The sequence below is a fragment of the Microbispora triticiradicis genome, from assembly GCF_005864065.1.
GTDB lineage: Bacteria > Actinomycetota > Actinomycetes > Streptosporangiales > Streptosporangiaceae > Microbispora > Microbispora triticiradicis.
In genome coordinates this window covers 1-24,027 of the sequence record NZ_VANP01000014.1, presented here as the reverse complement: position 1 = coordinate 24,027, position 24,027 = coordinate 1, and the positions used below count along the sequence as shown (strand labels likewise).

21 protein-coding genes are annotated in these 24,027 nt (G+C 73.1%); 12 read left to right on the top strand and 9 right to left on the bottom strand.

The window, feature by feature from the left end; genetic code table 11:
- Nucleotides 1–46 precede the first annotated feature (46 nt).
- The gene (locus FED44_RS28385) at nt 47–913 is read left to right on the top strand and encodes an alpha/beta fold hydrolase (protein ID WP_138462642.1); all 867 of its coding nucleotides are present in this window, start codon (nt 47–49) and stop codon (nt 911–913) included.
- Between the two features lie 198 nt (nt 914–1,111).
- Here FED44_RS28385 and FED44_RS28380 read toward each other — a convergent pair whose 3' ends face one another.
- On the bottom strand, nt 1,112–4,852 hold the full coding sequence (locus FED44_RS28380) for a DUF4153 domain-containing protein (RefSeq protein ID WP_138462641.1): 3,741 nt from the start codon (nt 4,850–4,852) through the stop codon (nt 1,112–1,114).
- Between the two features lie 28 nt (nt 4,853–4,880).
- A complete protein-coding gene (locus tag FED44_RS28375; protein ID WP_111700733.1) occupies nt 4,881–5,570 on the bottom strand; it encodes a response regulator transcription factor in 690 nt (229 codons plus the stop codon).
- Nucleotides 5,571–5,817: 247 nt separating this feature from the next.
- Here FED44_RS28375 and FED44_RS28370 point away from each other — a divergent pair, with 247 nt between their 5' ends.
- Together FED44_RS28370 and FED44_RS28365 are read left to right on the top strand one after the other, a co-directional pair.
- Nucleotides 5,818–6,411: a hemerythrin domain-containing protein gene (locus FED44_RS28370; RefSeq protein ID WP_244302341.1), complete on the top strand. Its 594-nt coding sequence runs from the start codon at nt 5,818–5,820 to the stop codon at nt 6,409–6,411.
- A 98-nt stretch (nt 6,412–6,509) separates the two neighbouring features.
- Nucleotides 6,510–6,704, top strand: a complete 195-nt coding sequence (locus FED44_RS28365) for a hypothetical protein (RefSeq protein WP_111700734.1) — start codon at nt 6,510–6,512, stop codon at nt 6,702–6,704.
- Nucleotides 6,705–6,770: 66 nt separating this feature from the next.
- Here FED44_RS28365 and FED44_RS28360 read toward each other — a convergent pair whose 3' ends face one another.
- Nucleotides 6,771–7,115 (bottom strand): DUF3817 domain-containing protein, encoded by a 345-nt coding sequence (locus FED44_RS28360; protein ID WP_244302340.1) that lies wholly within the window; start codon nt 7,113–7,115, stop codon nt 6,771–6,773.
- A 56-nt stretch (nt 7,116–7,171) separates the two neighbouring features.
- Nucleotides 7,172–7,969, bottom strand: a complete 798-nt coding sequence (locus FED44_RS28355; protein WP_138462640.1) for an SURF1 family protein — start codon at nt 7,967–7,969, stop codon at nt 7,172–7,174.
- A 158-nt stretch (nt 7,970–8,127) separates the two neighbouring features.
- Between FED44_RS28355 and FED44_RS36100 the strand changes: the two genes are divergently transcribed.
- The gene (locus FED44_RS36100; RefSeq protein ID WP_165900670.1) at nt 8,128–8,301 is read left to right on the top strand and encodes a hypothetical protein; all 174 of its coding nucleotides are present in this window, start codon (nt 8,128–8,130) and stop codon (nt 8,299–8,301) included.
- 85 nt (nt 8,302–8,386) lie between these two features.
- On the opposite strand, the gene ggt is transcribed toward FED44_RS36100, so the two are convergent.
- Nucleotides 8,387–10,180 (bottom strand): gamma-glutamyltransferase, encoded by a 1,794-nt coding sequence (gene ggt / locus FED44_RS28350; RefSeq protein ID WP_138462639.1) that lies wholly within the window; start codon nt 10,178–10,180, stop codon nt 8,387–8,389.
- Nucleotides 10,181–10,351: 171 nt separating this feature from the next.
- Here ggt and FED44_RS28345 point away from each other — a divergent pair, with 171 nt between their 5' ends.
- The 3 genes from FED44_RS28345 to FED44_RS28335 are packed head-to-tail and all read left to right on the top strand — an operon-like array spanning nt 10,352 to nt 13,174.
- A complete protein-coding gene (locus tag FED44_RS28345; protein ID WP_244302338.1) occupies nt 10,352–11,563 on the top strand; it encodes a sensor histidine kinase in 1,212 nt (403 codons plus the stop codon).
- Nucleotides 11,560–12,225, top strand: a complete 666-nt coding sequence (locus tag FED44_RS28340) for a response regulator transcription factor (RefSeq protein ID WP_111700738.1) — start codon at nt 11,560–11,562, stop codon at nt 12,223–12,225. Before FED44_RS28345 ends, FED44_RS28340 begins: the two co-directional genes overlap by 4 nt.
- A 43-nt stretch (nt 12,226–12,268) precedes the next feature.
- Complete coding sequence (locus FED44_RS28335; protein WP_138462638.1) at nt 12,269–13,174, top strand: helix-turn-helix domain-containing protein; 906 nt, start codon at nt 12,269–12,271, stop codon at nt 13,172–13,174.
- A gap of 19 nt (nt 13,175–13,193) precedes the next feature.
- Here FED44_RS28335 and FED44_RS37760 read toward each other — a convergent pair whose 3' ends face one another.
- Nucleotides 13,194–14,633: an anhydro-N-acetylmuramic acid kinase gene (locus tag FED44_RS37760; RefSeq protein ID WP_244302336.1), complete on the bottom strand. Its 1,440-nt coding sequence runs from the start codon at nt 14,631–14,633 to the stop codon at nt 13,194–13,196.
- Nucleotides 14,634–14,871: 238 nt separating this feature from the next.
- Here FED44_RS37760 and FED44_RS28320 point away from each other — a divergent pair, with 238 nt between their 5' ends.
- From FED44_RS28320 to FED44_RS28310, 4 genes are all read left to right on the top strand, one after another.
- A complete protein-coding gene (locus tag FED44_RS28320; protein ID WP_244302334.1) occupies nt 14,872–15,774 on the top strand; it encodes a MurR/RpiR family transcriptional regulator in 903 nt (300 codons plus the stop codon).
- A gap of 199 nt (nt 15,775–15,973) precedes the next feature.
- On the top strand, nt 15,974–16,174 hold the full coding sequence (locus FED44_RS36095) for a hypothetical protein (RefSeq protein ID WP_167521623.1): 201 nt from the start codon (nt 15,974–15,976) through the stop codon (nt 16,172–16,174).
- 2 nt (nt 16,175–16,176) lie between these two features.
- A complete protein-coding gene (locus tag FED44_RS28315) occupies nt 16,177–17,346 on the top strand; it encodes an urease accessory protein UreH domain-containing protein (protein WP_167521622.1) in 1,170 nt (389 codons plus the stop codon).
- A gap of 39 nt (nt 17,347–17,385) precedes the next feature.
- Nucleotides 17,386–18,849: a tetratricopeptide repeat protein gene (locus tag FED44_RS28310; protein ID WP_138462635.1), complete on the top strand. Its 1,464-nt coding sequence runs from the start codon at nt 17,386–17,388 to the stop codon at nt 18,847–18,849.
- A 32-nt stretch (nt 18,850–18,881) separates the two neighbouring features.
- Here FED44_RS28310 and ald read toward each other — a convergent pair whose 3' ends face one another.
- Both ald and FED44_RS28300 read right to left on the bottom strand, forming a co-directional pair.
- Entirely contained in the window at nt 18,882–19,997 is a 1,116-nt protein-coding gene (gene ald / locus FED44_RS28305) for an alanine dehydrogenase (RefSeq protein ID WP_111699456.1), read from the bottom strand.
- 67 nt (nt 19,998–20,064) lie between these two features.
- The gene (locus tag FED44_RS28300) at nt 20,065–21,447 is read right to left on the bottom strand and encodes an aspartate aminotransferase family protein (protein WP_111699455.1); all 1,383 of its coding nucleotides are present in this window, start codon (nt 21,445–21,447) and stop codon (nt 20,065–20,067) included.
- 248 nt (nt 21,448–21,695) lie between these two features.
- Here FED44_RS28300 and FED44_RS28295 point away from each other — a divergent pair, with 248 nt between their 5' ends.
- Nucleotides 21,696–23,048, top strand: a complete 1,353-nt coding sequence (locus tag FED44_RS28295; protein ID WP_138462634.1) for a M20/M25/M40 family metallo-hydrolase — start codon at nt 21,696–21,698, stop codon at nt 23,046–23,048.
- A 135-nt stretch (nt 23,049–23,183) separates the two neighbouring features.
- On the opposite strand, the gene FED44_RS28290 is transcribed toward FED44_RS28295, so the two are convergent.
- A partial coding sequence (locus FED44_RS28290) for a pectate lyase (RefSeq protein ID WP_208759230.1) occupies nt 23,184–24,027 on the bottom strand: 844 nt, incomplete at its 5' end.

Below are 24,027 nucleotides of genomic sequence, written 5' to 3'. Positions count from 1 at the left end.
CTCGCTTTCCGCCGGCCTGATCCCGCCTGCCAAGAGGAGCGAGCACGTGACCGAACCCAGGACGCACACCCTCGAACTGCCCGGCTGCGTTCTCCACTACGACGTGCGGGAGGCCGGGCAGAGCGACGCGCCGATCCTGCTGATGATCGGCTCGCCGATGGACGCCCGGGGGTTCAACGCCCTGGCCGGGCACTTCCGGGATCGCACGGTGGTGACCTACGACCCCCGCGGGATCGAGCGGAGCACCCGGACCGACGGCGCCGCCGAGTCGACGCCCGACCTGCACGCCGACGACCTGCACCGGCTGATCGACGCGCTCGGCGGCGGCCCGGTGGACGTCTTCGCCAGCAGCGGCGGCGCGGTCAACGGGCTCGCGCTCGTGGCCCGGCACCCGGAGCAGGTGCGCACGCTCGTGGCGCACGAGCCCCCCATCGCCCAGGTGCTGCCCGACCGGGAGCAGGCGCTCGCCGCCGTGGCCGACATCCGGCGGACGTACGACAAGGAGGGCTTCGGCCCGGCGATGGTGAAGTTCATCGCGGTCGTCGGCCACCAGGGCGAGATCCCGGCCGACTTCGCCGACCAGCCCAGGCCCAACCCGGCCGAGTTCGGGCTGCCGGCCGAGGACGACGGCACCCGCGACGACGCGCTGTTCGCGCAGAACCTCGTGACCTGCACGCACTACGAGCCCGACTTCGAGGCGCTGCGCGCGGCCCCGGCCCGCGTCGTCGTCGGCGTCGGCGTCGAGTCGGAGGGGCAGCTGGCGTACCGCGCGGGCGTGGCGGTCGCCGAGCGGCTCGGCTCCAAGCCCGTGACGTTCCCCAGCAACCACGGCGGGTTCCTCGACGACACGTTCGGCATGCCCGGCGACCCCGACAACTTCGCCGTCACGCTGCGCGAGGTCCTGGCCGGCTGACCACGCCCAGGCCACGTCCGGGCCCAGTCGGGCCACGTCCAGGCACGTCCGGGCTCGTCCGGGCCCGGTCAGGCCGTGGCTTGAGCACGACCAGAGCCGGGCCCGCGCACCACGGGCACGGTGTCGGTCAGGCACAGTCTCACTCGGGCAGGGTGTCAGCACGGTGTCACTTGGGCGTGGTGTCAGTCGGGCACGGTGTCAGTCGTAGGCGTATCCGCGGTCGGGGGCAGGGCAGTCGCCGCCTTGCAGGACCGGCCGCTTCGCCAGCACCTCGCGGGCGCGGGCGCGGGCGAGGTTCCAGTCGTTCCAGGAGTCCGGCCGGTCGAGACGGTTGACCGCCACGACGTCCCGCAGCACGCAACTGCGGTCGGGCTCGGGCAGCCTGTCCAGGATCGGCACGGCCTCCGCCCCGAGATCGCCCAGGTAGCCGTGGTCGAGCCGCTCCACGCCGCGGATCGTGAGCTGGGTCTCGGCCACCCGCGCGTCGGGGTCCGAGACCGCGAACGCCAGCAGCGACACCCCGGTGAGCAGCACCAGCCCGCGGAAGAACCATCCGGCGCCGTGGCCGGCCAGGCGGACCGCCCCGGCCGCCGATACCAGCACGAACACCGCGCCGAGCCACCAGATCGTCGCCTCCACCGAGGCCCGCAGCCGCGACAGGCCGTACGCGTCGGTGTAGAGGCCGAGGCGGTGCAGCGCCGACGCGAGGATGACCAGCGTGAACGCGCACAGCAGACCGAGCAGCACGGCCAGCAGCCGGCGGTCGGTCCGGCTCTGCCGGCGCAGCAGCGCGACCGCGCCCGCGACGATGCCGAGCACGAAGACGCTGACCGTCACGAGTTCGAAGAAGCCGGATCTGGCGTACTCCGCGTAGGTGAGGCCGGCCGTCGACAGCACCCTGCGGCTTCCGCCGAACAGCACCGTGATCTGCACGGTCACGAACGCCGCGAACAGCAGGTTCAGCCCGATCAGCGGGATCATCCACACCTGGCGGCCGAGGGACATCCGCAGGTCGGGCGGGGTGGGCTCGGCCACCGGACGCAGGCCCACCAGCACCGCCGCCACGGCCAGCACGGCGAACACGCAGAACACGAAGATCCGGTACGGCAGGTCCCAGGCCCAGTCGGGCGTCCGCAGCAGGTCGCTGACGAACGCCGAGAAGACGGCGTCGGCCGAGGCGAACAGCAGGCCGAAGACGGCCAGGAGCACGACGGTGACGGCGGCGCCGACCAGGGTGGGCAGCACGCGGCTACGCCGCGCCAGGTTCCGGACCGGCCCGGCCAGGAACCACGGCACCGGCAGCATCGCGAAGACGACCGAGATCCCTCCTCTGATCACCCCGAGCCAGCCCCGCCCGCCGCCGGACAGCGCGAGCGACCCCACGGCGAACGCCGCCAGCAGCACCGGCGCGACCAGCCATTCCGCGTCGCGGAAGAGGGCGACGGCGACCAGCGCGTACGCCAGCAGGCCGAGGGTCACCGTCCACGGGGTGAGCCGGCCGCGCCGCCGCGGCAGCACCGCCGGGAAGGCCGCCGCCCCCAGCGCGACCGCCGTCAGCACGGAACCGAGCCCGGCCGACGCGTACGGCAGGGCCACGGCCGCGACCAGGCCCGCCGCCCCGGCGGCCGGCAACAACCACCGGGGCGCGTCCGGCAGATCCGGCCGGGGGAACAGCGGCGGCGGCACGTACGCCGGCGCCTCGCTCCACGGCGTCTCCCCCCACGGTCTCTCGCCCCGCAGCGCCTCCCCCGCCCGCCTCTCGCCCTGCGGCGGCTGCCCCTGCGGTGCCCCGGAGTACCGGTGGACCGGGGACGAGCCGAAAGCGGCGCCCGCGGCCGCGCCGCCGACGGTGAACAGCAGGATCGCGGCAGCTCCCAGCAACCCCTCGCCGTACACCCCGAGGACGGCCGCCGCGATCAGCCCGGCGAGGAAGCCGCCCACCATGCCGAGGCCCGCGCCGAGCGCCGCCCTGGCCGAGCGCCCGTGCCGGGCCTGAGCGAGCGCGGCGTACGGCCAGGTCACGGGCGGATCGGCAGGCGGACCCGCGGGCCCCCCACGCTCCCCTCCCCACGACGACGCCGAGACGCCCCGCCGGTGCTCCTCCCCGCGCTCAACGCCCTTCGTGTCGTCCCGCGCGCCGCCCCTCGCGTCGCCCCGCGTGTGCTCCCGGGCGGAGTCGTCCGCCGGACTCACCGAACTCACCGGACGCACTGGAGGCACAGGGTGCGCTGGCGCCAGGGGCACGGACGCCTCGGGGTGCGTGCCTCGCACCCCAGCCGCGACAGCGCCGCGCCCCTCCGCAGGCATGGCCGGGATCACGCCGTGGCGCTCCGCACCACCGTCCACAAACTCGCCGTCCCGAAGCCCGGCGTCCCGAAGCCCGGCGTCCGCAGGCACGGCCGAGGCCACGCCGTGCCGCTCCGCGTGACCGGCCGCGACCACCCCCCGCTCCGCACCACCGTCCACAAACTCGCCATCCCGAAGCCCGGCCTCCGCAGGCACGGCGTCCGCAGGCACGGCCGGGAGCACTCCGTGCCGCTCCACATGACCGGCTGCAACCACCCCGCGCTCCGCGCCACCGTCCACAAGCTCGCCACCCCGAAACCCGGCATTCGGAACCCCGGCCTCCGCAGGCACGGCCGGGACCACGCCGTGCCGCTCCACATGACCGGCCGCGACATGACCGGCCGCGACCACCCCACGCTCTGCTCCCCCATCCAGCAGCACGCCGTCCCGAAGCCCGGCGTCCCGAGGCGCGGCCGGAGTACCGGCATCCCGTATTCCCCCGGCGGGTGGAGCCGGCAGACCGGTTCCCTCGCGCTGATCGTCGGAGCGGCCCCCGCGGGCCTGCCTGGCGTTCATGGTCCCCCTTCGCTCACCGGCGTGGACGGGCGCGTCCAGGCCCTCGCCCGCCGCCGGTTCCCGGTGCCGTGGCAGCGTGACGACCATCCGGCATCCCCCGGCCGGTCCGTGATCGTCTCTCACCGACGGCGGGTCGGCCACGCCGATCGTCCCGCCGTGCAACTCGGCGATCTCCTTCGCGATCGCGAGACCCAGCCCCGCGCCACCCGCGTCGGCGGCCCGCCCGGCGTCGAGCCGGGAGAACCGCTCGAACACCCGGGCCCGCTCCCCCGGCGGGATGCCGGGGCCGTCGTCGATCACGCTGATCTCCAGGACCGGGCCTGCGGCCCGCGTCTCCACCCGGACCCTCCCACCCGGCGGGCTGTGCCGTACGGCGTTGTCGAGCAGGTTGGCCAGCACCTGCGCGAGCAGGGCCGGATCGGCGGCGAGGACGGTCCCTGGCGGCACCGCGCTCTCGACGGTCACGTCGTCACGCGCGATCGACGCCTCCGACACCGCCTGGCGGCACAGCGACGCGAGGTCGAGGTCCTCCGGCTCGATCAGGCGGGCCCCCGAGTCGAGCCGCGAGAGGTCGAGAAGCTGGGCCACGAGACGGCCCAGCCGCTGCGTCTGGGCGAGGGCCGTGCCCAGGGTGTCGAGGTCGGGCGGCGACACGCCGTCGACGACGTTCTCCAGCACCGCCTGCAGACCGGCGATCGGGGTGCGCAGCTCGTGGCTGACGTTGGCCACCAGGTCGCGCCGCTGCCGGTCGACCTCCGCGAGGTCGGCCGCCATCGCGTTGAAGGCGCGGGCCAGTTCGCCCACCTCGTCGCGGGAGGTCGCCGTCACCCGCAGGCCGTACCGGCCCTTGGCGATCGTCTGCGCGGCGGCGGCCATCTCGCGCAGCGGCCGGATCATGCCGCGGGCGAGGAACTGGACCATGATCATCGCTAGTGCGACGGCGATCGCGATCCTCAGGTCGCGGGACAGGCCGGAGTTGATGCCCACCTCGTTCACGACGAACGCCGCGACCACGGCGAGCACGATCACGATCCCGAGCTTGACCTTGATCCGGCCGAGGAAGTCGAGCGGCCTCATCGCCTGGCTCTCCCTTTCGCGGCGCGCGTCACGGGCGGACGAGCGCGTAACCGACGCCGTGAACGGTGCGGACGACCTCGGACCCGAGCTTGCGCCGCAGGGCGCGGATGTGGCTGTCCACGGTCCGGGTCGCGGCGGCCTCCGAGAAGCCCCAGATGTCCGAGAGCAGCCGCTCCCGCTCGAAGACCTGGCCGGGACGCTCGGCGAGGCGCCGCAGCAGGTCGAACTCGGTCCGGGTGAGCTGCGCCTCGGTCCCGCGCACGAACACGCGGCGCTCGGCGGTGTTGATCTCGACGTCGCCGATCCGGATCACCGTCTCCTCCTGGGCCAGCAGGCCGGCCCGCTCCACCCGTCGCAGCAGCGCGTGGATGCGGGCGACGAGTTCCCGCATGCTGAAGGGCTTGGTGATGTAGTCGTCGGCGCCCACGCCGAGGCCGACCAGCACGTCGGTCTCCTCACCGAGCGCGGTCAGCATGAGCACCGGCACCGGGCGGGCGGCCTGCATCCTGCGGCAGACCTCCAGGCCGTCCAGGCCGGGCAGCAGCCGGTCGAGGACCACCAGGTCGGGCTCGGCCTTGGCGTAGGCCGCGAGCGCCCCCTCGCCGTCGCCCGCCACCCGCACGTCGAAGCCCTCCGCGAGGAGCCTGAGGCGTACGGCGTTCGCGATGGTCTGGTCGTCCTCGACCACGAGCACACGGCGTTGCTGGGGGAAGGCCATGCACGAAGCGTAGGACCCGCCTGTGCAGAAGCGCCGTCCGCGACTGTGCAGATCCCGTGCAGCGCACACCGCGATCCCCTGCAGTGCACACCCCTGCGGATCCCCTGCGGCACATCACGCCGCGGCGGGCGGGCGTGGCGAGGTGTCCGCACCCCCGTGACCTGCGGCGGCATCCGCGCCGATTCCGCCGGTCGTGGTTTCGGGTCCCGGTTCCGGGTAGCCCGGATATGACCAGGAAGGAGGCGCTATGGACCGCCAGTCAAGGCCGGAGACCATGCGGGAGAACGACGTGATCGATCTCCTGATCCAGCAGCACGCCCTCATCCGGGAGCTGTTCGACGAGGTGGACAGATGCCGGGGGAAGGAGCGCAAGGAGGCCTTCAGCCGTCTCGCCCGGCTGCTCGCCGTACATGAGACGGCGGAGGAGGAGATCGTCCACCCCTTCGCCCGGCGCAAGCTGGTCGGCGGGGACGCGATCGTGGACAACCGGCTGCAGGAGGAGGAAGAGGCGAAGGAACTGCTCAGCCGTCTCGACGAGATGGACGCGACGGCGCCGGGGTTCACGCAGGAGCTGGAGCGGCTCAGGGCCGCCGTGTTCGCGCACGCCGCCGCCGAGGAGCGCTATGAGTTCTCCGAACTGAAGGCGTGCACGTCCGAGGGCCAGCGCAGGGCGATGGCCGTGGGGGTCAAGGCCGCGGAGGCCGTCGCGCCCACGCACCCGCACCCTGGGGTCACCTCACCGGCCGAGAACATCCTGATGGGCACCCCACTCGCGATCATGGATCGCGCCCGCGACCTGATCCGCAAGGCGATGGGCAAGCCCGAGTCCGGCGAGGGCTGAGCTCCCCGCCGGGCCGTGCGGAACTCGCCGCCCGCCCCGGGCGTTGTCCTGGCGACGCGGACGATCCCCCACTGGGGATCCACACGAAAGGCCTGACGATGTCGCCACTGGGCAAGTACTACGTGGGCGCGGCGGTGGTGGCCGTGCTGGTGTTCATCCTGCCGGTGCCGACGATCCTGGCCTGGCTGATCACGCTCGGCGTGCTGGGTGCCCCGGTCGCCGCCTACTTCATGCTCGACGAGTCACAGCGGACGCGCCTGCGGCGCATCCGGCGGCGTCAGATCGGCGGCTGAGGCCCCGGCGCCGGAAGGTCCCGGCCGCTCCCCGTACGGGATGCGCGGCCGGGCCCTTTCATGCCCTCACGAGGTGGCGGCGATCGTCCTGCGGACGCGCTCGGTGACGCTGCGCTCCAGCACGAAGGACAGGAACGGGATCGTGCCCGCCACGAGCACGAGCAGCAGGTAGCCGATCGACCAGCGCGCCTTGATCAGGCCCAGGTTGATCGCGGCCACCAGGTAGACCATGTAGAGGAAGCCGTGGATCGGCCCGACCACCGCGACCATCGTCCCGTTGTCGAAGCCGTACTTGACGACCATGCCGACACAGAGCACGAGCAGCATGACGCCGACGACGTACGCCATGACGCGGTAGAAGTTGAGCGCGGACTCCACGTCGATCAACACCTCTGCTGGGGAAACGGTCACCACACGATATCCGTGCCGGCCGCCGGTTCCGGTCCCAGGGCCCGGAGCAGGGCGCGTCAGGCCTCCATGGGCGCGGCCGGCCCCGCGGACTCCGGCGTCGCCGGCTCCTGCCGCCGCCCGCGCAGGGTGTCGCGGACGAAGTGGAACCACATGTACACGGCGAACAACGCGAAGACCCACCACTGGAGGGCGTAGGCGAGGTTCCGCCAGGTCAGGCCACCGCCGATGGTCGGGGCGGGCACGGCCACGGGCGTCACGCGGGAGGGCGGCTCCTGGGCGGTGGCGACGACGAATCCGTCCCGCACCCGCGCGTCGGGCCACATGTTGATCAGCTCCGCCGTCGACACGGTCGCCACCTGGCCGCGCGGGAGCAGCCCGGTGCGCTGCACGTCGTCGGTCTGCTCCGCGGGCCGCAGCCGTCCGCTCACCGTGACCGGGCCCTCCGGCACGGCTGTCGCGGGATCCCCGGCCGAGGAGACCCAGCCGCGTACGACCGGGACGACCGTGCCGTCCGCGAGCCGCAGCGGGGTGAGCAGCCAGAATCCGTCTCCCCGGGCGGCCCGCCCGCCGGGCGCGGCGACGTCGGCGACCCGGTCGGCCACCAGGAGCTGGTTCGCCGCGTCGTAGGCGCCCGTCGCGGTCACCTTGCGGCCCACGGCGTCCACGCCGACGTACCGCCCAACCTGGGTCAGTTGCGTGACGGCGACCGGAGCGGGATCGGGGGCCCGTCGCGGCGCGCCCGACGACTCGAAGACGCCGAGCTGCCAGCGGCCGAGGAACGTGAACGACACGAGCACCCCGATGACCAGCAGGTGCAGGGCCACCAGCCGGGGAGACAGAAGGGTGCGGAGCATGGTTACCACGCTATCCGCCGCCCGCGGCGGTCCCGCACGCGCGCCGTGGTTGCCCGGCGACCGGCGGGAACGCTCGTCCGTCCGCGCCCCGGCACCGGGAGAGCGCGAAATCCGACAAATCGCGGCCAGGGGACCGCACGTGTCGCTAGAGTCGTGCCATGTCCGACCCTCAGATCGACCCGGCCGGAAACACTCAGGCTTTCCGGGTGTTCGCTCAGCAGCAGGACGCGGAGATCTCCAAGGAGCAGCCGTCCCGCCTGCCGATGTGGATCGCCGTCGGCGTGGCGCTCGTCGTCGTCCTCGCCGTGGTGGTGTACCTCCTGGTTCGCTGACATACCTGTACCAGCCGCCGACGACCGCGCCCGTCGGCGGCTTCACCATGCCTGGGCAATCTCTCGGGCGCGGTCACCTGCTGGTTCAGCGGTGGGTGGCGACCACGAGGGCGCTGCCTCCGCCCCGCCGTGCGGGCTCGGCGACGGCCTGGACCCTGCCGTTCCGGAGGAACTCCAGACCGGTCGCCGCGCCGATCTCCCCCGCCGGGGGCCCGGGGACGTCCGTCAGCGTGTGACCGAGCGCCGTCAGTTCCGCGCCGTACCGCTGGGTGAACGCGGGCTCGGCCTGGGTGGCGGCGGTGTTGCGCTGGGAGGCGCGCGGCGCGGCCACGGCGTCGGGCAGGGACATGCCGAAGTCGAGCCGGTTGACCAGGATCTGCAGCACGGTCGTGATGATCGTGGCGCCGCCGGGCGAACCGACGGCGAGCAGCGGGCTGCCGTCCTTGAGCACGATCGTGGGGGCCATGGACGACCTCGGGCGCTTGCCGGGAGCGGGCAGGTTGGGGTCGCCGGGCGCCGGGCCGAAGGTGAAGTCGGTCAGCTCGTTGTTGAGCAGGATGCCGCGTCCCGGCACCACGATCCCGCTGCCGCCGGTCTGCTCGATCGTGATGTTGTAGGCCGCCACGTCGCCCCAGCGGTCGGTCACCACGAGGTGGGTGGTCTCCGGGCCCTCCTTCTTCTCCTCCGGCGCCGAGGCGGCGGGGGCGGCAGGGGTCGTCGGAGCGGCGCAGGGCGAGTAGGAGCCGTCGGGCGATCCGGGCGCGGCGGGGTGCGGCATCGCCCGCGGGCCGATCAGGCAGGCGCGCTCCTTCGCGAACCCGTCCGACAGCAGGTCCCCGAGCGGCACCGGCGTGTACGCGGGGTCGCCGACGTAGGCGTTGCGGTCGGCGAAGGCGAGCCGGGAGGCCTCCAGGTACTCGTGCAGGCCGATCTTCGGCAGCGCCTCCAGGATGTTGAGCGCCTCGCCCACCGTCGATCCGCCCGAGGAGGGCGGCGCCATGCCGTACACGTCCAGGCCCTTGTACGTGACCTTGGTCGGCGGCCGTTCGAGCGCGCGGTACGCCCTGAGGTCGCCCACCTCCATGAGCCCGGACCGGACGTTCCGGGTGGCGCCGTCGCGCACCGGCGGCTTCTTCACCGTGGCGACGATCTCCCGGCCGAGGTCACCGCCGTACAGCCAGGCGGGGCCGCGGATGCCCAGCTCACGGTAGGTGCGAGCGAGGTCGGGGTTGCGGAAGGTGGACCCGACCGGCGGCGGCTGCCCGCCCGGCAGATAGAGCGCCGCGGTCGAGGTGAAGTCGGCGAACCGGTCGGCGTTCTGCTGGGTCTGGTCGTAGAACGTCTGGTCGACGACGAAGCCCCTGTCCGCGATCTCGATCGCGGGACGCAGCGCCTGCCGCAGCGACATCGTGCCGTACTTCCGCAGCGCCAGGTCCCACTGCGCGACGCTGCCCGGCACTCCCACGGACAGGCCGCTGCTGACCGCCTCGGCGAACGGGATGCCCTCCAGGGCCGTCGAGGTCATCGCCCGGGGGGCGGTCTCGCGGCCGTCGATCGTGGTCACCTTCCGGTGCCGCGCGTCGTAGTAGACGAGGAAGCCGCCGCCCGCGAGACCGGCCGAGTAGGGCTCGGTCACGCCGAGCGCGGCCGCTCCCGCCACCGCCGCGTCCATGGCGTTGCCGCCCTGGCGCAGCACCGTGAGGGCGGCCTTGCTGGCGTCGAGGTCCACGGTGGCCACCGCGCCGCCGTACCCCTCCGCGACGGGCCGTTTGACCTCCTTGGGAGGTGGCGCGTGCGGGGCTGGAGCCGCCTGGGCGGGCGGGGCGAGCAGCCCCGCCAGCGTGAGCACTCCCAGCGACGTGACGACGACACTCCTCATGCGCCCGGCACCTCCACCACGTGAGCGATCACTCCAGCATGACTCACCGGAGTAAAACCGAAGCGGGAATGTCCACTTTTGGACGCCCGCCCCGGCTACTCCCCCGGACGTACGGGGCCATGCGGCCACGGTCGGATGCGACCATCGGCGGAGAGGGCCTAGCGTGCGGATGTGCGCTCCCGTTCCGACTTGTATCACCGCGTCGATCCCGTTCTGCCGGTCGTCGTCGGGATCGCCCAGGTGTTCCTGACGGTGGCCGCCCAGTACTGGCAGTTGCGCAACCCGGACCTCGGTCGGGTGCCGCTGACCTGGTGGGGCTGCCTGTTGCTGCTGGTCGGGCCGGGCGCAATCGCGCTGCGCCGCCGCGCCCCGGTCGTCGCGCTGGTCGTCACGCTCACCGCGACCTCGGTCTACATGCTGTTCGGCTACGCGTACGGACCGGTGTTCCTCAGCCCGATCATCGTGATCGTCAGCGCGGTGGGGAACGGGCACCGCCGCGCGGCGTGGTCGGCGTCGGGGGCGTTCTTCCTGTTCGTGGTCGCCTACGCCACCTGGTTCATCCCCCATCGGGCGGGGCTCTTCCACCACACCGCGGTGGCCGCGTACCTGCTGCTCACGCTGACCGTCGCGGAGTGGCACCGGGTGCGCCGCGAGCGCCTGGCCGAACGCCGGCGGGTGGCCCGCGAGGAGGCCAGACGGCAGGCCAGCGAGGAACGGCTGACCATGGCCCAGGAACTGCACGACGTGCTCGCCCACAACATCTCGCTGATCCACGTGCAGGCGTCCACCGCGCTGCACCTGCTGGACGATCATCCGGAGCAGGCCCGCACCGCGCTGACCGCGATCAAGCAGGCGTCGCGAGACGTGCTCACCGAGATGCGCGGGGTGCTCAGCCTGCTGAAGGACGGCGCGCCGCGGTCCCCCACGGCCGGGATGGCCCTCCTCGACGGCCTCGCCGCGGGCAGCGGCCTGCCCGTGACCGTGGAGGTCACCGGGGAGCCGCGCCCGCTGCCCCCCGGCATCGACCGGGCCGGTTACCGGATCGTCCAGGAGTCGCTCACCAACGTCTCCCGGCACGCGCCGGGCTCCCGCGTGACGATCAACGTCGCGTACGCCGCCGAGGAGCTGCGCCTGGTGGTCGAGGACGACGGCGCCGGGACGGCGCGCGCGGTGGCGGGGCTGGGGGGCGGCAACGGCATCCCCGGCATGCGCGAGCGGGCGGCGGCGCTCGGCGGATCGCTGTCGGCCGGTCCCCGGCCGGGCGGCGGCTTCCGCGTTGCGGCCCGCCTCCCCCTGCCGCCGGCACCCCCGCCCCCGACACCCCCGCCGCCGACACCCCTGCTGTCAGTGCCCCCGTCCACGGAACCGGAGGAACCGAAGTGATCCGCGTGCTGCTCGCCGACGACCAGGCCCTGGTGCGGGCCGGGTTCCGGGCCCTGCTCGACGCGCAGGAGGGCATGACCGTCGTGGGCGAGGCGGGCGACGGCGAGCAGGCCGTCCTGCTGACCCGGGACCTGCGCCCCGACGTGGTGCTGATGGACATCAGGATGCCCGGCACGGACGGCCTGACCGCCACCCGCCACATCGCCGGCGACCCTGGTCTCGCCGACGTGAAGATCATCATGCTCACGACGTTCGAACTGGACGAGTACGTCTTCGAGGCGCTGCGCGGCGGCGCGAGCGGCTTCCTGGTCAAGGACACCGAGCCGGCCGAGCTCATCCAGGCGGTCAGGGTGGTGGCCGGTGGCGACGCGCTGCTGTCCCCCGGTGTGACACGCCGCCTCATCGCCGAGTACGCCGCCCGGGCCAAGGAACCGGGCGTCACCACCGGCCTCACCCCGCTGACCGAGCGGGAGCGGGAGGTGCTCGCCCTCGTGGGCGCCGGCATGACGAACGACGAGATCGCCACCCGTCTCTACATGTCGCCCGCGACGGCGAAGACGCACGTCAGCCGCATGATGACCAAACTGCACGCCCGCGACCGGGCGCAACTCGTCGTCATCGCGTACGAGTCGGGTCTGGTGAAGCCCGGCTGGCTCGTGTGAAAGGGCTTGAGTCTCCACCGACTGGAGGGTCCAGGGTGTGGATGTGAACGACCGCAGCGAGTCGAATCCGCTCACGATCGGGGAACTGGCGCGCCTGACCGGCGTGCCGGTTCGCACGATCCGGTTCTGGTCGGACGCCGGGGTGCTCCCGGCGGCCGGCCGGTCGGCGGGCGGTTACCGGCTCTACGACACGCAGGCCGTGGCCCGGCTGCACCTGGTGCGTACGCTGCGTGACCTCGGGCTCGACCTGCCCACCGTGGAGCGGGTCGTGACCAGGCGGACGGGCCTGACGGAGGTGGCGCGGACGCACGTCGCCGTGCTCGACGCGGAGATCCGCGTCCTCCAGGCCCGGCGTGCCGTCATGCGGTCGGTCGCGGAAGGCAACTGCACCGCTGAGGAGATGAGACTGATGCACGAACTGTCCCGGCTGTCCGCACGAGAGCGGCGGCGTATCGTCGACGACTTCGTCGAGGAGGTGTTCGCCGGCACCGACCCCGCCGCGCCCGGCGCGGGGATCGCGCAGTCGATGCGCGGGCTGCCCGAAGAGCTGCCGGACGAGCCCACCGTCGAACAGGTGGAAGCCTGGATCGAGCTCGCCGGGCTGGTCGCCGACCCCGGCTTCCGGGAGCGGGTGCGCCAGATGGCCACCAGTCAGGCCGAACCTTCGGTGCCGCATGACTCGCAGGCGATCCTGACCGAGGCCGGGCGGGCCCTGGACCAGGGGATCGACCCGGAGTCGCCGGAGGGCGGGCAGATCGTCGACCGGCTGGTCGGCCCCGGCCTGTCCGCCGACGAGCGCGTGCGGCTCGCCGACACGCTGGAGAGGTTCACCGACCGCCGGGTGGAGCGTTACTGGCAGCTGCTCGGCGTGCTCAACGACCGGCCGCCGTTCCCGCCCTCGGTGCCGGCGTTCGAATGGTTCATCGCGGCGCTGCGCGCCGCACGCTGAGACGGGCCCGGCCGGGCCGTCAGCGCGTGGGACGGCGCCCGCCTGCCCGCATGCGGATGATCCGGGGCGGCGCGGCGAGCGGGGCGGGCAGGCGGAGCGGGCCGCGGCCGGGGGTGAGTGAGCCCAGCACCCGCGGCCCCGACGCGCCCGTGCACGCGGGCACGGTGCCCGGCAGGCCATGCGCGGTCAGCCAGCCGAGATAGGAGAACGCGACGGCCTCCTTGGCGTCCGGCGGCACGCCGAGGCGGTCGCTCGGCAGCAGCCGCACTCCGCCGGACCGCACGCGCAACTCCCGCATCAGGACCGGGTTGCGCGTGCCGCCGCCGGAGACGACCACCGTGCCCAGCCGGTGCCGCCGGATCTCCGCCGCGACCGTCTCGGCGGTGAGCGCGGCCAGCGTCGCCGTCAGGTCGGGCAGGCCGAGCCCGTAGGGCCCGGCCACCCGGTCGAGGTACCCCGCGTGGAACAGTTCCTTGCCCGTCGTCTTGGGCGGCGGGCGGTGGTAGTACGGCTCGGCGAGCAACTCGGCCAGCAGGCCGTCGTGGACCCGCCCCGCCGCCGCCAGCCGGCCGTCCTCGTCGTACGGCCTGCCGGTGGCGGCGAGCACGGCCGCGTCCATGAGCGCCGAGGCCGGTCCCGTGTCGTAGGCGAACGGCCGCGCCCACCCGGTGGAGTCCTCGCCGTGGTCCGCGACCCGGCTCACGGCGCTGTTCCCGGCATGGTCCGCGTCCCGGCTCTCGGCGTGGTTCTCGGTGCGGTTCGCCGCATGAGCCTCGGCGTTGTCCGCGTCCCGGCTCACGGCATGCTTCTCGGCGTGGTTCCCTGCGCTGTTCCCGGCGTGGTCGGGCCGGCTCACGCCGGCCGCCACGGTGAGGTTGGCGATGCCGCCGAGGTTCAGCGCGCCGAGCCTCCCCACCGGTCCGGATCGTTCGCCCGACTCGCGCGGCTCGCGTGACTCGCCTGGTTGGGCCTGCTCGGGTGACTCGGCCAGCCCGGCCAGCAGCGGCAGGTCGAAGGCGGACACGAGCGGGGCGCCCTGCCCGCCCGCGGCCACGTCGCGGGCCCGCAGGTCCGACACGACCGGCACGCCGAGCCGTTCGGCGATCCAGGCGGCCTCGCCGAGCTGCAATGTGCCGCGCACCCGGCCGTCCTCCACCCAGTGGTACAACGTCTGCCCGTGCGAGCAGACGAGGTCGGCGGGCGGGCAGCCCGCCGCCGCCTCGGCGAACGCCCGGCCCACCAGCGTGTCGAGCCGGCAGACCGCGCCCATGTCCGTGGTGTTCGGCGGCAGCGCGGCCAGGATCGCGGCCCGCGACTCGGGCGCGTACGGCGTCGTGCCGGTGTGCTCGACGACCCCCTCCACGACGCCGGTGAGCACGTCGCCGGTCAGAGCCCAGTCGACGAGCGCGGTGTCGATCCCGTCGTGGGAGGTCCCGGAGATCAGCCCGAGCACCCGCACCTGCCCACCTCCCGCACGTCCTGTACCGGCCAGGGCATGGCGGAAACCTCCCTGCGAATCAGCGGCGATAAAAGAAAGCGTCATGGCCGTGTAATCTGCCCCAGGAGGTCTTCACTCGGACGCGTCACCCGTGCCCGTCACGGCGGACTTGTCTCGGAATATGGTCTTCCGGTTCCCGTTGTCGCGCCTGGGTGAGTCTGCGGGTCCTAAGCTGATCGCGCACAGGAGAGGCTCTGACGTGACCAACGAGAACGAGGGCGCCGCGCCGGTCAACCCGATCGCGACGGTGCGTGCGGTGCTGCCCTCGCTCACCCCCGCCGCCCAGACGATCGCGCGCCTCATCCTCGACGACCCCGCCTCGGTGGCCCGCAGCACGATCACCGAGGTCAGCGCGATCTCGGGGATCAGCGAGGCGACGATCGTGCGGACCGCGCGGTCGCTGGGCTTCGCCGGCTACTCGCAGCTGCGGTTCGCCCTGGCGGCGGCCGTGGCCAGGGACACCCCCGAAAGGCTCGTCCCCGGTGACCTCTCCCCGGACGACCCGCTGACCGACGTGATCGCGAAGGTCACGCGGGCCGAGTCGCAGGCGCTCGCCGACACGGCGGCCCAGCTCGACCCGGACGACCTCGCCTCGGTGGTGGACGCCGTCGCCGCCGCCCGCCGCGTGGACGTCTACGGGGTCGGCGCCTCCGGCCTCGTCGCCATGGACATGGTGCAGAAGCTGCTGCGCATAGGGCTGCCCGGCCACCACTTCACCGACGCGCATCTCGCGCTCACCAGCGCCGCGCTGCTGCGCGAGGGCGACGTCGCCGTCGGGGTGAGCTGCACCGGCGAGACCCCTGACGTGCTGGGCCCGATGCGGGCCGCCCGCCGGGCCGGTGCGACCGTGGTCGCGATCACCAACAACCCGCGGTCGTCCCTGGCCGGGCTCGCCGGCCACGTCCTGATCTCGGCCGGGCGCGAGTCGGCGTTCCGCCCGGGCGCGCTCGCCAGCAGGATCAGCCAGTTGCTCATCGTCGACTGCCTCTTCGTCGGCGTCGCCCAGCGCACCTTCGACTCCTCGGACGCGGCCCTCCGCGCGACCCGTGTCGCGCTCGACGACTACCTCGGCGACGCCCACCGCCGCGCTCGCACGGCCTGAGCGCTTCCGGTCACCCCGCCGGCCCACCCGGCCGGCCCACCCGGTCCGCCCGCTCGGCCCCTTCATCGGGGCCGGCGGTGGCGCTGTTGTCTCTCCCCTGCCTCTGCCCTGTCTCTGGCAGGTCAGCGAACTGTTACTGGCCGAGTCCATTCGATCACATTACGTTGCGAGCAAAGGCCCCGCCGTACGAGGAGGACTCGTGAAGTCCATCGCCCGATTCTGTGGCAACTGCAGTTGTGGCTGTCCCGAGCTGTTCGTGGACGTGTCCGCCCCGGCCGAGCGCCGTGTCGTGATCACCGACGACTTCGGCCAGAGGGTGGAGATGAGTCTCGACCAGCTCGGTTCGCTCGTCGAGGCCGCGAAGACCGGCGTTCTGGACGAGCTGGCGCTCACCGGCTGACCGTGAACCCGGCCGCCCTGTTCGCCGGGGGTCTCGTCGCCGGTCTGGCCGCGGGTACGGCGTCGTGCGCCGCGGTCCAGGGCGGTCTTCTCATCGGCCTCGTCTCCCCCGGCTCCCCCGGAGCCACGGGCGCCGCCGGAACCGCCGGAACCGCCGGAACCGGCCGTGCCAGCCGTACCACCGGTGCCGCCCGTGCCACCCGGGACGTTCGGGACGCGCTGCCCGCGGTGGCGGCGTTCCTGACCGGGCGGCTCGCCGCCCACACCGCCCTGGGGGCGCTGCTGGGCCTGGCCGGTTCGGCCGTGCGGCTCGGCCCGCAGACCCGGGCGGCCCTGCTGGTCGCCGCCGGGATCGCGGTGACCGCCCTCGCCGTACGGATGCTCGCCCGGCGCGGCCGGGCCGGATGCGCGGCCGCGCCGCCCGGTCACCTCGGTTGCTCAGACGGAGACACACAGGACAGGCAGGACACGGCACACGCAAGCACGACGCACACGAGCACGGTGCGGGCAAGCACAGCACACGCAGGCACGGCACACGCAGGCACGGCACACGCAGGCACGGCGCGGGCGGCCGGGCTCGGCCTGGCCACGATCCTGATGCCCTGCGGGGTCACGGTGAGCCTGGAGGTCGTGGCCGTCTCGGCGGGCTCCGCGCCGGGCGGCGCCGCCGTGCTCGCCGGGCTCGCCCTCGGCACCGCTCCGGCCCTCGCCGCGCTCGGGCTGCTCCTGCGCGGGCTCGCCACGACCCGGCTCGCCGCCCTCGGGGGCGTCGCGGCCCTGGCCGCCGGGCTGTTCACCGCCGGATCGGGGCTGCGGCTCGGGGACTGGCTCCCGGAGATCGGGTCCCCGGCCGCCGCGGCGGCCCGCGCGTCGATCGGCGCGGACGGGGTCCAGCGGCTCACGATCTGGGCGACCGACCGGGGTTTCCGGCCCGGCGTCGCCGTCGCGACCGCCGGGCGGCCCGTCGAGATCGTCTTCAGGACCTCCGGCGACCGCGGCTGCACCCGCGCCGTCGCCGTCGACGGCCGCGACGTCGTGCTCCCCGTGACAGGCGCGCGTACGGTGCGCCTGCCCGCCCGTCCGGAGGGACGGCTGCGCTACGCCTGCGGGATGGGGATGTACGTGGGCTTCATCGAGTTCGAGCGTCCCTTGACGTCAACGTCTTCCCGATAACGCTCCGTGACGTCCCGGTTACGTGTCACCCTGTCTGGCATGACACTAGTGGGAGCAGCGGAGACGACCGCGAGGATCGGGATACCGGTCTCGCGCATCCCCGGACCCCTGGAACCGAGCGAGGCCGATCTGCTCGGCAGAGCCCGTGACGGCGACCGCGAGGCGGCGCACCGGCTGGGCCGGCTGTGCGCGGAGCGCGACGACCGGCTGGGCGCCCGGCACTGGTGGGAACGGGCGGCACAGGCGGGCAACGTCGACAGCGCCTACAACCTGGGGCTCTGGCACCGGATGCACGGCACGACCGAGGAGGCCGTCGGCTGGTTCGAGGCCGCCGCGGGCACCGGAGACGCGGACGCCGCGACCAACCTCGCCTCGTTACTGCTGGAGCGGCGCGGCGACACGGCCGGTGCGCGGCTGTGGTTCGAGCGGGCCGCCGAGAACGGTTCCCGGCACGCGGCCCGGCGGCTGGCCCTGCTGTGCGAGGACCAGGGCGACGGCATGGGCGCCCGGTGCTGGCACTTCAGGGCCGCCCTGGACGGCGACCTGCGGTCCGCCCACGACCTCGGCTTCCTCGGCTACACGGCGGGCGACGAGGCCGAGGCGTCGCACTGGTGGGAGTACGCGGCGCGCGGCGGCCACGCGGAGGCGGCCTATCACCTGGCCCTGCTCCTGCACACGGCCCGCGACGAGAAGGGCGCGGAGGGGTTCTACCGGCTCGCCGCCCGGGCCGACCACCCCGGCGCCGCCTTCCGGCTGGGCGATCTCGCGCTCACCCGCGGCGACCTGCGCACGGCGCTCGCCTGCTTCGAGCGGGCCGCGCACACGGGCAGCCAGGAGGCGCCCCGGATGGCCGGGCTGGTCTGCCTGCGGCTGGACGACCGCCTCTCGGCGGCGCACTGGTTCGGGCGGTCCGCGGCGGACGACCCAGAGGCGGCGTACCGGTTCGGGTCGCTGCTCGTCTCCGAGCACAACGACCTGAAGGGCGCACGTCACTGGTTCCGGCGGGCCGCCGAACGCGGGCACCAGGCCGCCCAGGCGGAGCTGCGGAAGGTGCTGCCCCTCACCGGCGGCTGCGTGGAGACCGAGGGCTGCCTGCTGGACCCGCCCCCGCCGTACTGGACCCGCCCGGCCGAGCCGGAGCAGGCGGCGCGCGCCGAACTGGCGGTGGCGGCGGCGCGCAGGCGCGGCGACGCCGCGGCCGAGCCCGCCGCCCTGGTCGAGATCCTGGGCACCTGGGACCTGGTCGCCCGCGAGTCGCTCAGCCGCGGCCTGACGGAGGGCCACACCGGCGGCTCGGCGGGCGGCGTTGCGGGTGGTGTGCTGGGCGGCATGGTGGAGTTGCTCGCCCGGATGAGCGGACTGCACCTGGCCGCCATCGAGCATCTCGGCCTGGTGCGCGCCACCCTGATGCGGCCCGGCACGGCTCCGTGGCCCACTCCCGCCGAGGTCGAGCACGTCCTCGGCACCGCGCGGGACCTGCGCGGCCACTTCGGGCTGCGCTGACCTCCACTTCCCAGCCGCGCCCGGCACGCCGGTCAGGCGGCGATGACCTCCGGGACCGGCGTGTACGACAGGCCGTGGGCGACCGCGACCGGCTCGTTGGTCAGCACCCCGGCGTGGGTGTTGAGGCCCAGCGCGAGCGCCTCGTCGCCGCGCAGCGCGTCCCGCCAGCCCTTGTCGGCGAGCTTGACGACGTAGGGCAGGGTCGCGTTGGTGAGCGCGAAGGTGGAGGTGTTGGCCACCGAGCCCGGCATGTTCGCGACACAGTAGAAGACCGATTCGTGCACGCGGAACGTCGGGTCGTCGTGGGTGGTCGGCCGGGAGTCCTCGAAGCATCCGCCCTGGTCGATCGCGATGTCGACGAGCACGGAGCCCGGCTTCATGCGGGAGACGAGCTCGTTGGACACGAGCGTCGGGGCCTTCGCGCCCGGGATGAGCACCGCGCCGATGACCAGGTCGGCCTCCAGCACGGCCCGCTCGACGGCGTACTGCGTGGAGACCAGCGTCTTCAGCCGGCCCTGGTAGACGGCGTCGATGAAGCGGAGGCGGTCGATGTTGATGTCGAGGATCGTCACGTCCGCGCCCATGCCGACGGCGATCTGCGCCGCGTTGAGGCCGGAGACGCCGCCGCCGATCACGACGACCTTGGCCGGGGCCACGCCGGGCACGCCGCCGGGGAGCACGCCGCGCCCGCCGTTGAAGCGCATCAGGTTGTACGCGCCGACCTGCGGGGCGAGCCGCCCGGCGACCTCCGACATCGGGGCCAGCAGCGGCAGCGTGTTACCCGCCTGGACCGTCTCGTACGCGACGGCCGTGGTGCCGGCCGCGAGCAGCGCGTCGGTGCAGGGCCGGGAGGCGGCCAGGTGCAGGTACGTGAAGAGGATCTGGTCCGCGCGGAGCCGGTGGTACTCCTCCTCGATCGGCTCCTTGACCTTGAGGATCATCTCCGACTCGGCCCACACCTCGTCGGCGCCCTCGACGAGCTTGGCGCCGGCCGACAGGTACTCCTCGTCGGTGATGTGGGAGCCGAGACCGGCGCCGCGCTGGACGCTGACCTCGTGCCCGTGACGGACGAGCTCGTGGACGCCGGCCGGGGTGGCGGCGACGCGGTATTCGTGGTTCTTGACCTCGGCGGGCACACCGATCTTCATGGAATACGTCCTTTCAGGCGGTCACTCGTCACGGTCGCCCCCTACCCGGCCGAACGAGCTTGATGGTCTAAAGGCGGGCCCACGCCTCGGTGAGCACCGAACGGAGGATCGACTCGATCTCGTCGAACTCCTTGGGGCCGCAGATCAGCGGCGGGGCGAGCTGCACGACCGGGTCCCCGCGGTCGTCCGCCCGGCAGTACAGGCCGGCGTCGAAGAGCGCCTTCGAGAGGAAGCCGCGCAGCAGGCGCTCCGACTCCTCGGCGTTGAAGGTCTGCTTGGTGGACTTGTCCTTGACCAGCTCGATGCCGTAGAAGAAGCCGGAGCCGCGGACGTCGCCGACGATCGGCAGGTCCCGCAGCCGGTCGAGAGTGGCCCTGAACACCGGCTCGTTGGCCGTGACGTGTTCGAGCAGGCCGTCCCGCTCGAAGATGTCGAGGTTGGCCAGGGCGACGGCGGCCGACACCGGGTGACCGCCGAAGGTGTAGCCGTGCGCGAAGGTCTCGGAGCCGTGCTTGAACGGCTCGAACAGCCGCTCCGATACGATCATCGCCCCGATGGGCGAGTAACCGCTGGTCAGGCCCTTGGCGCAGGTGATGATGTCCGGCACGTAGTCGAATTTCTGGCCGCCGAACATCGTGCCCAGCCGGCCGAAGGCGCAGATCACCTCGTCCGAGACGAGCAGCACGTCGTGGGTGTCGCAGATCTCGCGCAGGCGCTGGAAGTATCCGGGGGGCGGCGGGAAGCAGCCGCCGGCGTTCTGCACCGGCTCGACGAAGACGGCGGCCACGGTGTCCGGGCCCTCCATCTCGATGGCCTTGCCGACCTGGTCGGCGGCCCAGCGGCCGAACGCCTCGGGGTCCTTCTCCAGGCCGGGGAAGCCGGAGATCTCGTCGGCGCGGTAGAGGTTCGTGTTGGGGGCCTTGATCGCGCCGGGGACCAGCGGCTCGAAGATCTGCTTGAGCGCCGGGATGCCGGTGATCGACAACGCGCCCTGCGGGGTGCCGTGGTAGGCGATGGACCGGCTGACGACCTTGGTCTTCAGCGGCTTGCCCTTGATCTTGAAGTACTGCTTCGCCAGCTTCCAGGCCGACTCGACGGCCTCGCCGCCGCCGGTGGTGAAGAAGACGCGGTTGAGGTCGCCGGGGGTGAGCTCGGCGAGCCGGGCGGCGAGCTCGGCGGCCTGGGGATGCGCGTACGACCACAGCGGGAAGAACGCCAGCTCCTTGGCCTGCCGTGCGGCGGCCTCGGCGAGCTCGGCGCGGCCGTGCCCGACCTGGACCACGAACAGCCCGGCCAGGCCGTCGAGATAGCGCTTGCCGTGGATGTCGTAGACGTAGGCCCCCTCGCCCCGCACGATCATGGGCACCTCCCCTCCCTCGTAGGAGGAGTGGCGCGTGAAGTGCATCCACAGATTGTCCTGTGCGGCCTTGAGAACGTCGGGGCGCGTCATCGCAACCTTCCCTGAAGTGATCCGTGCTGCCCACAGTGTGCACGCCGCTTCTGCGTTTTGCCAAGTGATTACGTGGCTTCACTATGCAAGAAGTTCGGATTCCGCGACATCGTGTTGTAACGGCAACGAAATCCGTCAATGTAGATTGAGGCGGTCGAGACGTCGGCGGAGCACCGGCGGGCCGTGTGGTCAAATGGGGTCCATCGGTCGGCCGTAACGACCGAAACCACGCACATCGGGAGAACGCCGTGACACCTGAGGAGATCGAGCGCGCCGTCGAAGCCGGCATGCCGCAGACGGTCGAGGACCTCAAGCGCCTGGTCGCCATCCCGTCCGTCGCGTTCCCCGGCCACTCCGAGGCCCCGGTCCTGGAGGCCGCGGCGCTCGTGGAGCGCCTGCTGCGCGCGGCCGGTCTCCCCCACGTCAGGCAGATTCCGGTCGAGGGCAGCTTTCCCGCCGTGTTCGCCGAGGCGCCCGCCCCCGACGGCGCCCCGACCGTGCTGCTCTACGCGCACTACGACGTGCAGCCCTCGGGCGACCTCGCCCTGTGGCGCACCCCGCCCTTCGAGCCCACGACCGTCGACGGAGCCGTGTACGGCCGTGGCGTCGCCGACGACAAGAGCGGCGTCATCATGCACGTCGCCGCGCTGCGCGCCTTCGGCGGCCGGTTCCCGGTCGGCGTGAAGGTCATCGTGGAGGGCCAGGAGGAGTACGCCGGGGAGCGTCTGGAGGACTTCGTCGCGGCCAACCCCGAACTGCTGCGCGCGGACGCCATGGTCATCGCCGACGTCGGCAACCCCGAGGTGGGCGACCCCGCCCTCACGACCTCGCTGCGGGGCATGGCCGCGTTCACGATCGAGGTCCGCACGCTCGCCGAGGCCCTGCACAGCGGCGCCTTCGGCGGCGCCGCCCCCGACGCGCTGGCCGCGCTCATGCGCATGCTGAGCGCGATGCACGACGACAACGGCGTCGTACGCGTACCGGGCCTGGAGCCCGGCGCCTTCCCCGGCGAGGCACTGGCGGAGGAGGAGTTCCGCGCTCTCGCCGGTGTGCTCGACGGCGTCTCGCTCGTCGGAGACGGCTCACTCGCCGACCGCCTGTGGGCGTCGTACGCGATCACGGTGACCGGGCTGGACGTGCCGACCGTGAGCGGCGCGATCAACGCGGTCCAGGCCGTCGCCCGGGCCCGCGTCACGATCCGCATCCCGGCGAGCGGGAGCTCCAGGCAGGCGCTGGACGACGTGATGGCCTTCCTGGAGAAGGTCGCGCCCTGGGGCGTCAAGGTCTCCTTCGGCGACTTCGTCACCGGCTCCGGATTCCAGATCGAACCGGGCGGCCCGGCCATGAACGCCGCCGAGCGGGCGCTGGAGCGGGCGTTCGGGCGGCCGCCGCGACAGGTCGGCCAGGGCGGGTCGATCCCGCTGGTCGCGGCCCTCGCCCGGCAGTTCCCCCAGGCCGAGATCCTGCTCTACGGCGCGGAGGACGACGGCGCCTCGATCCACGCCCCGAACGAGCGGCTCGTGCTGGAGGAACTGCGGCGGACCATCGTCACCGAGGCCCTCTTCCTCGCCGACTACGGCGGCTGGCACGGCGCTTCCTGACCACGGTGCTTCCTGATCACGGTGCTTCCTGATCACGGTGCTTCCTGACCACGGTCGGTAGCGCGGGTGCGGGAGGGCCCGGCGGCTGAGGGGGGCCGCCGGGCCTTCCGTTTCCCTCGCACGTGCCGGAATGTCCTACTGGTAGTGGATGTCTGAGGCGCTGTAGAGGCAGTTCGTCCCGTCGGCGCCGCTGCCGATCTCCGTGGGCTCGCTGCCCTTGGGCACGCCCTTGTACTTCAGGCAGACGATCATCTTGTGGTCCGGGTCGTTCTTGATCGTGATGTTCGAGAAGCGCGCGGTGTCGCCCCAGTTGGTGTTGATGCCCGCGAGCGCCTTGCCGGGGTAGGTCGCCACGATGTTCGACATCTGCACGTGCCGCTGGTAGGAGTTCGTGCAGTTGCCGCAGGCGCGGTAGAGCTTGCCGAAGTTGTCCACCTGGAAGTTCCTGATGACCATGGTGCCCGGCCCGTTGTGCTGGAACACCTTGTCGGAGGCGCTCCTCGCCCCACCGCCGTCGATGGTCATCACCTGCGACGACGAGCTGCCCAGCAGGGTCGCGGCGTCCTCGCCGACGTCCTCCCACCAGACGTTCTGCAGGGTGCAGCTGCCCAGGCAGTGGACGCCGTCGGCGCCGGGAGAACCGATGATCACGTTCTTGAGCGTCGCGCCGTTGGCCAGCTCGAAGATCGGCTTCTGGCTCTCGCTCTGCCCGCCGTCACCCATGGCGCCACTCGCGTAGTAGCGCCTCAGGTTGCCATCCATCGTGCCGGAGACGCTGATCGTGCTGGTGACCGCCTGCGATCCGTTCGCGCCCGGCCAGCCGGACGGCGGCGTCGGGTTGCTCGTGGGGGTGCCCGTGGGGGTGGAGGTCGGGGTGCTGGTGGGCGTCCCGCTCGGGATGGAGCCGGTGGGCTGGAGGGTCCACTGTTTGGTGGCGACCGAGTCGCAGGAGTTCTGCTGGACGAGGGCGCCGGAGGCG

Coding starts and splice junctions, on each gene's coding strand:
- FED44_RS28380 (WP_138462641.1), bottom strand. CDS start 4,852: ATGAGGCCGCTCGACTTCCTCGGCCGGATCAAGGTCAAGCTCGGGATC.
- FED44_RS28375 (WP_111700733.1), bottom strand. CDS start 5,570: ATGGCCTTCCCCCAGCAACGCCGTGTGCTCGTGGTCGAGGACGACCAG.
- ggt (WP_138462639.1), bottom strand. CDS start 10,180: ATGAGGAGTGTCGTCGTCACGTCGCTGGGAGTGCTCACGCTGGCGGGG.
- FED44_RS28355 (WP_138462640.1), bottom strand. CDS start 7,969: ATGCTCCGCACCCTTCTGTCTCCCCGGCTGGTGGCCCTGCACCTGCTG.
- FED44_RS28300 (WP_111699455.1), bottom strand. CDS start 21,447: ATGACGCGCCCCGACGTTCTCAAGGCCGCACAGGACAATCTGTGGATG.
- ald (WP_111699456.1), bottom strand. CDS start 19,997: ATGAAGATCGGTGTGCCCGCCGAGGTCAAGAACCACGAATACCGCGTC.
- FED44_RS36100 (WP_165900670.1), top strand. CDS start 8,128: ATGTCCGACCCTCAGATCGACCCGGCCGGAAACACTCAGGCTTTCCGG.
- FED44_RS28365 (WP_111700734.1), top strand. CDS start 6,510: ATGTCGCCACTGGGCAAGTACTACGTGGGCGCGGCGGTGGTGGCCGTG.
- FED44_RS28310 (WP_138462635.1), top strand. CDS start 17,386: ATGACACTAGTGGGAGCAGCGGAGACGACCGCGAGGATCGGGATACCG.
- FED44_RS28370 (WP_244302341.1), top strand. CDS start 5,818: ATGGACCGCCAGTCAAGGCCGGAGACCATGCGGGAGAACGACGTGATC.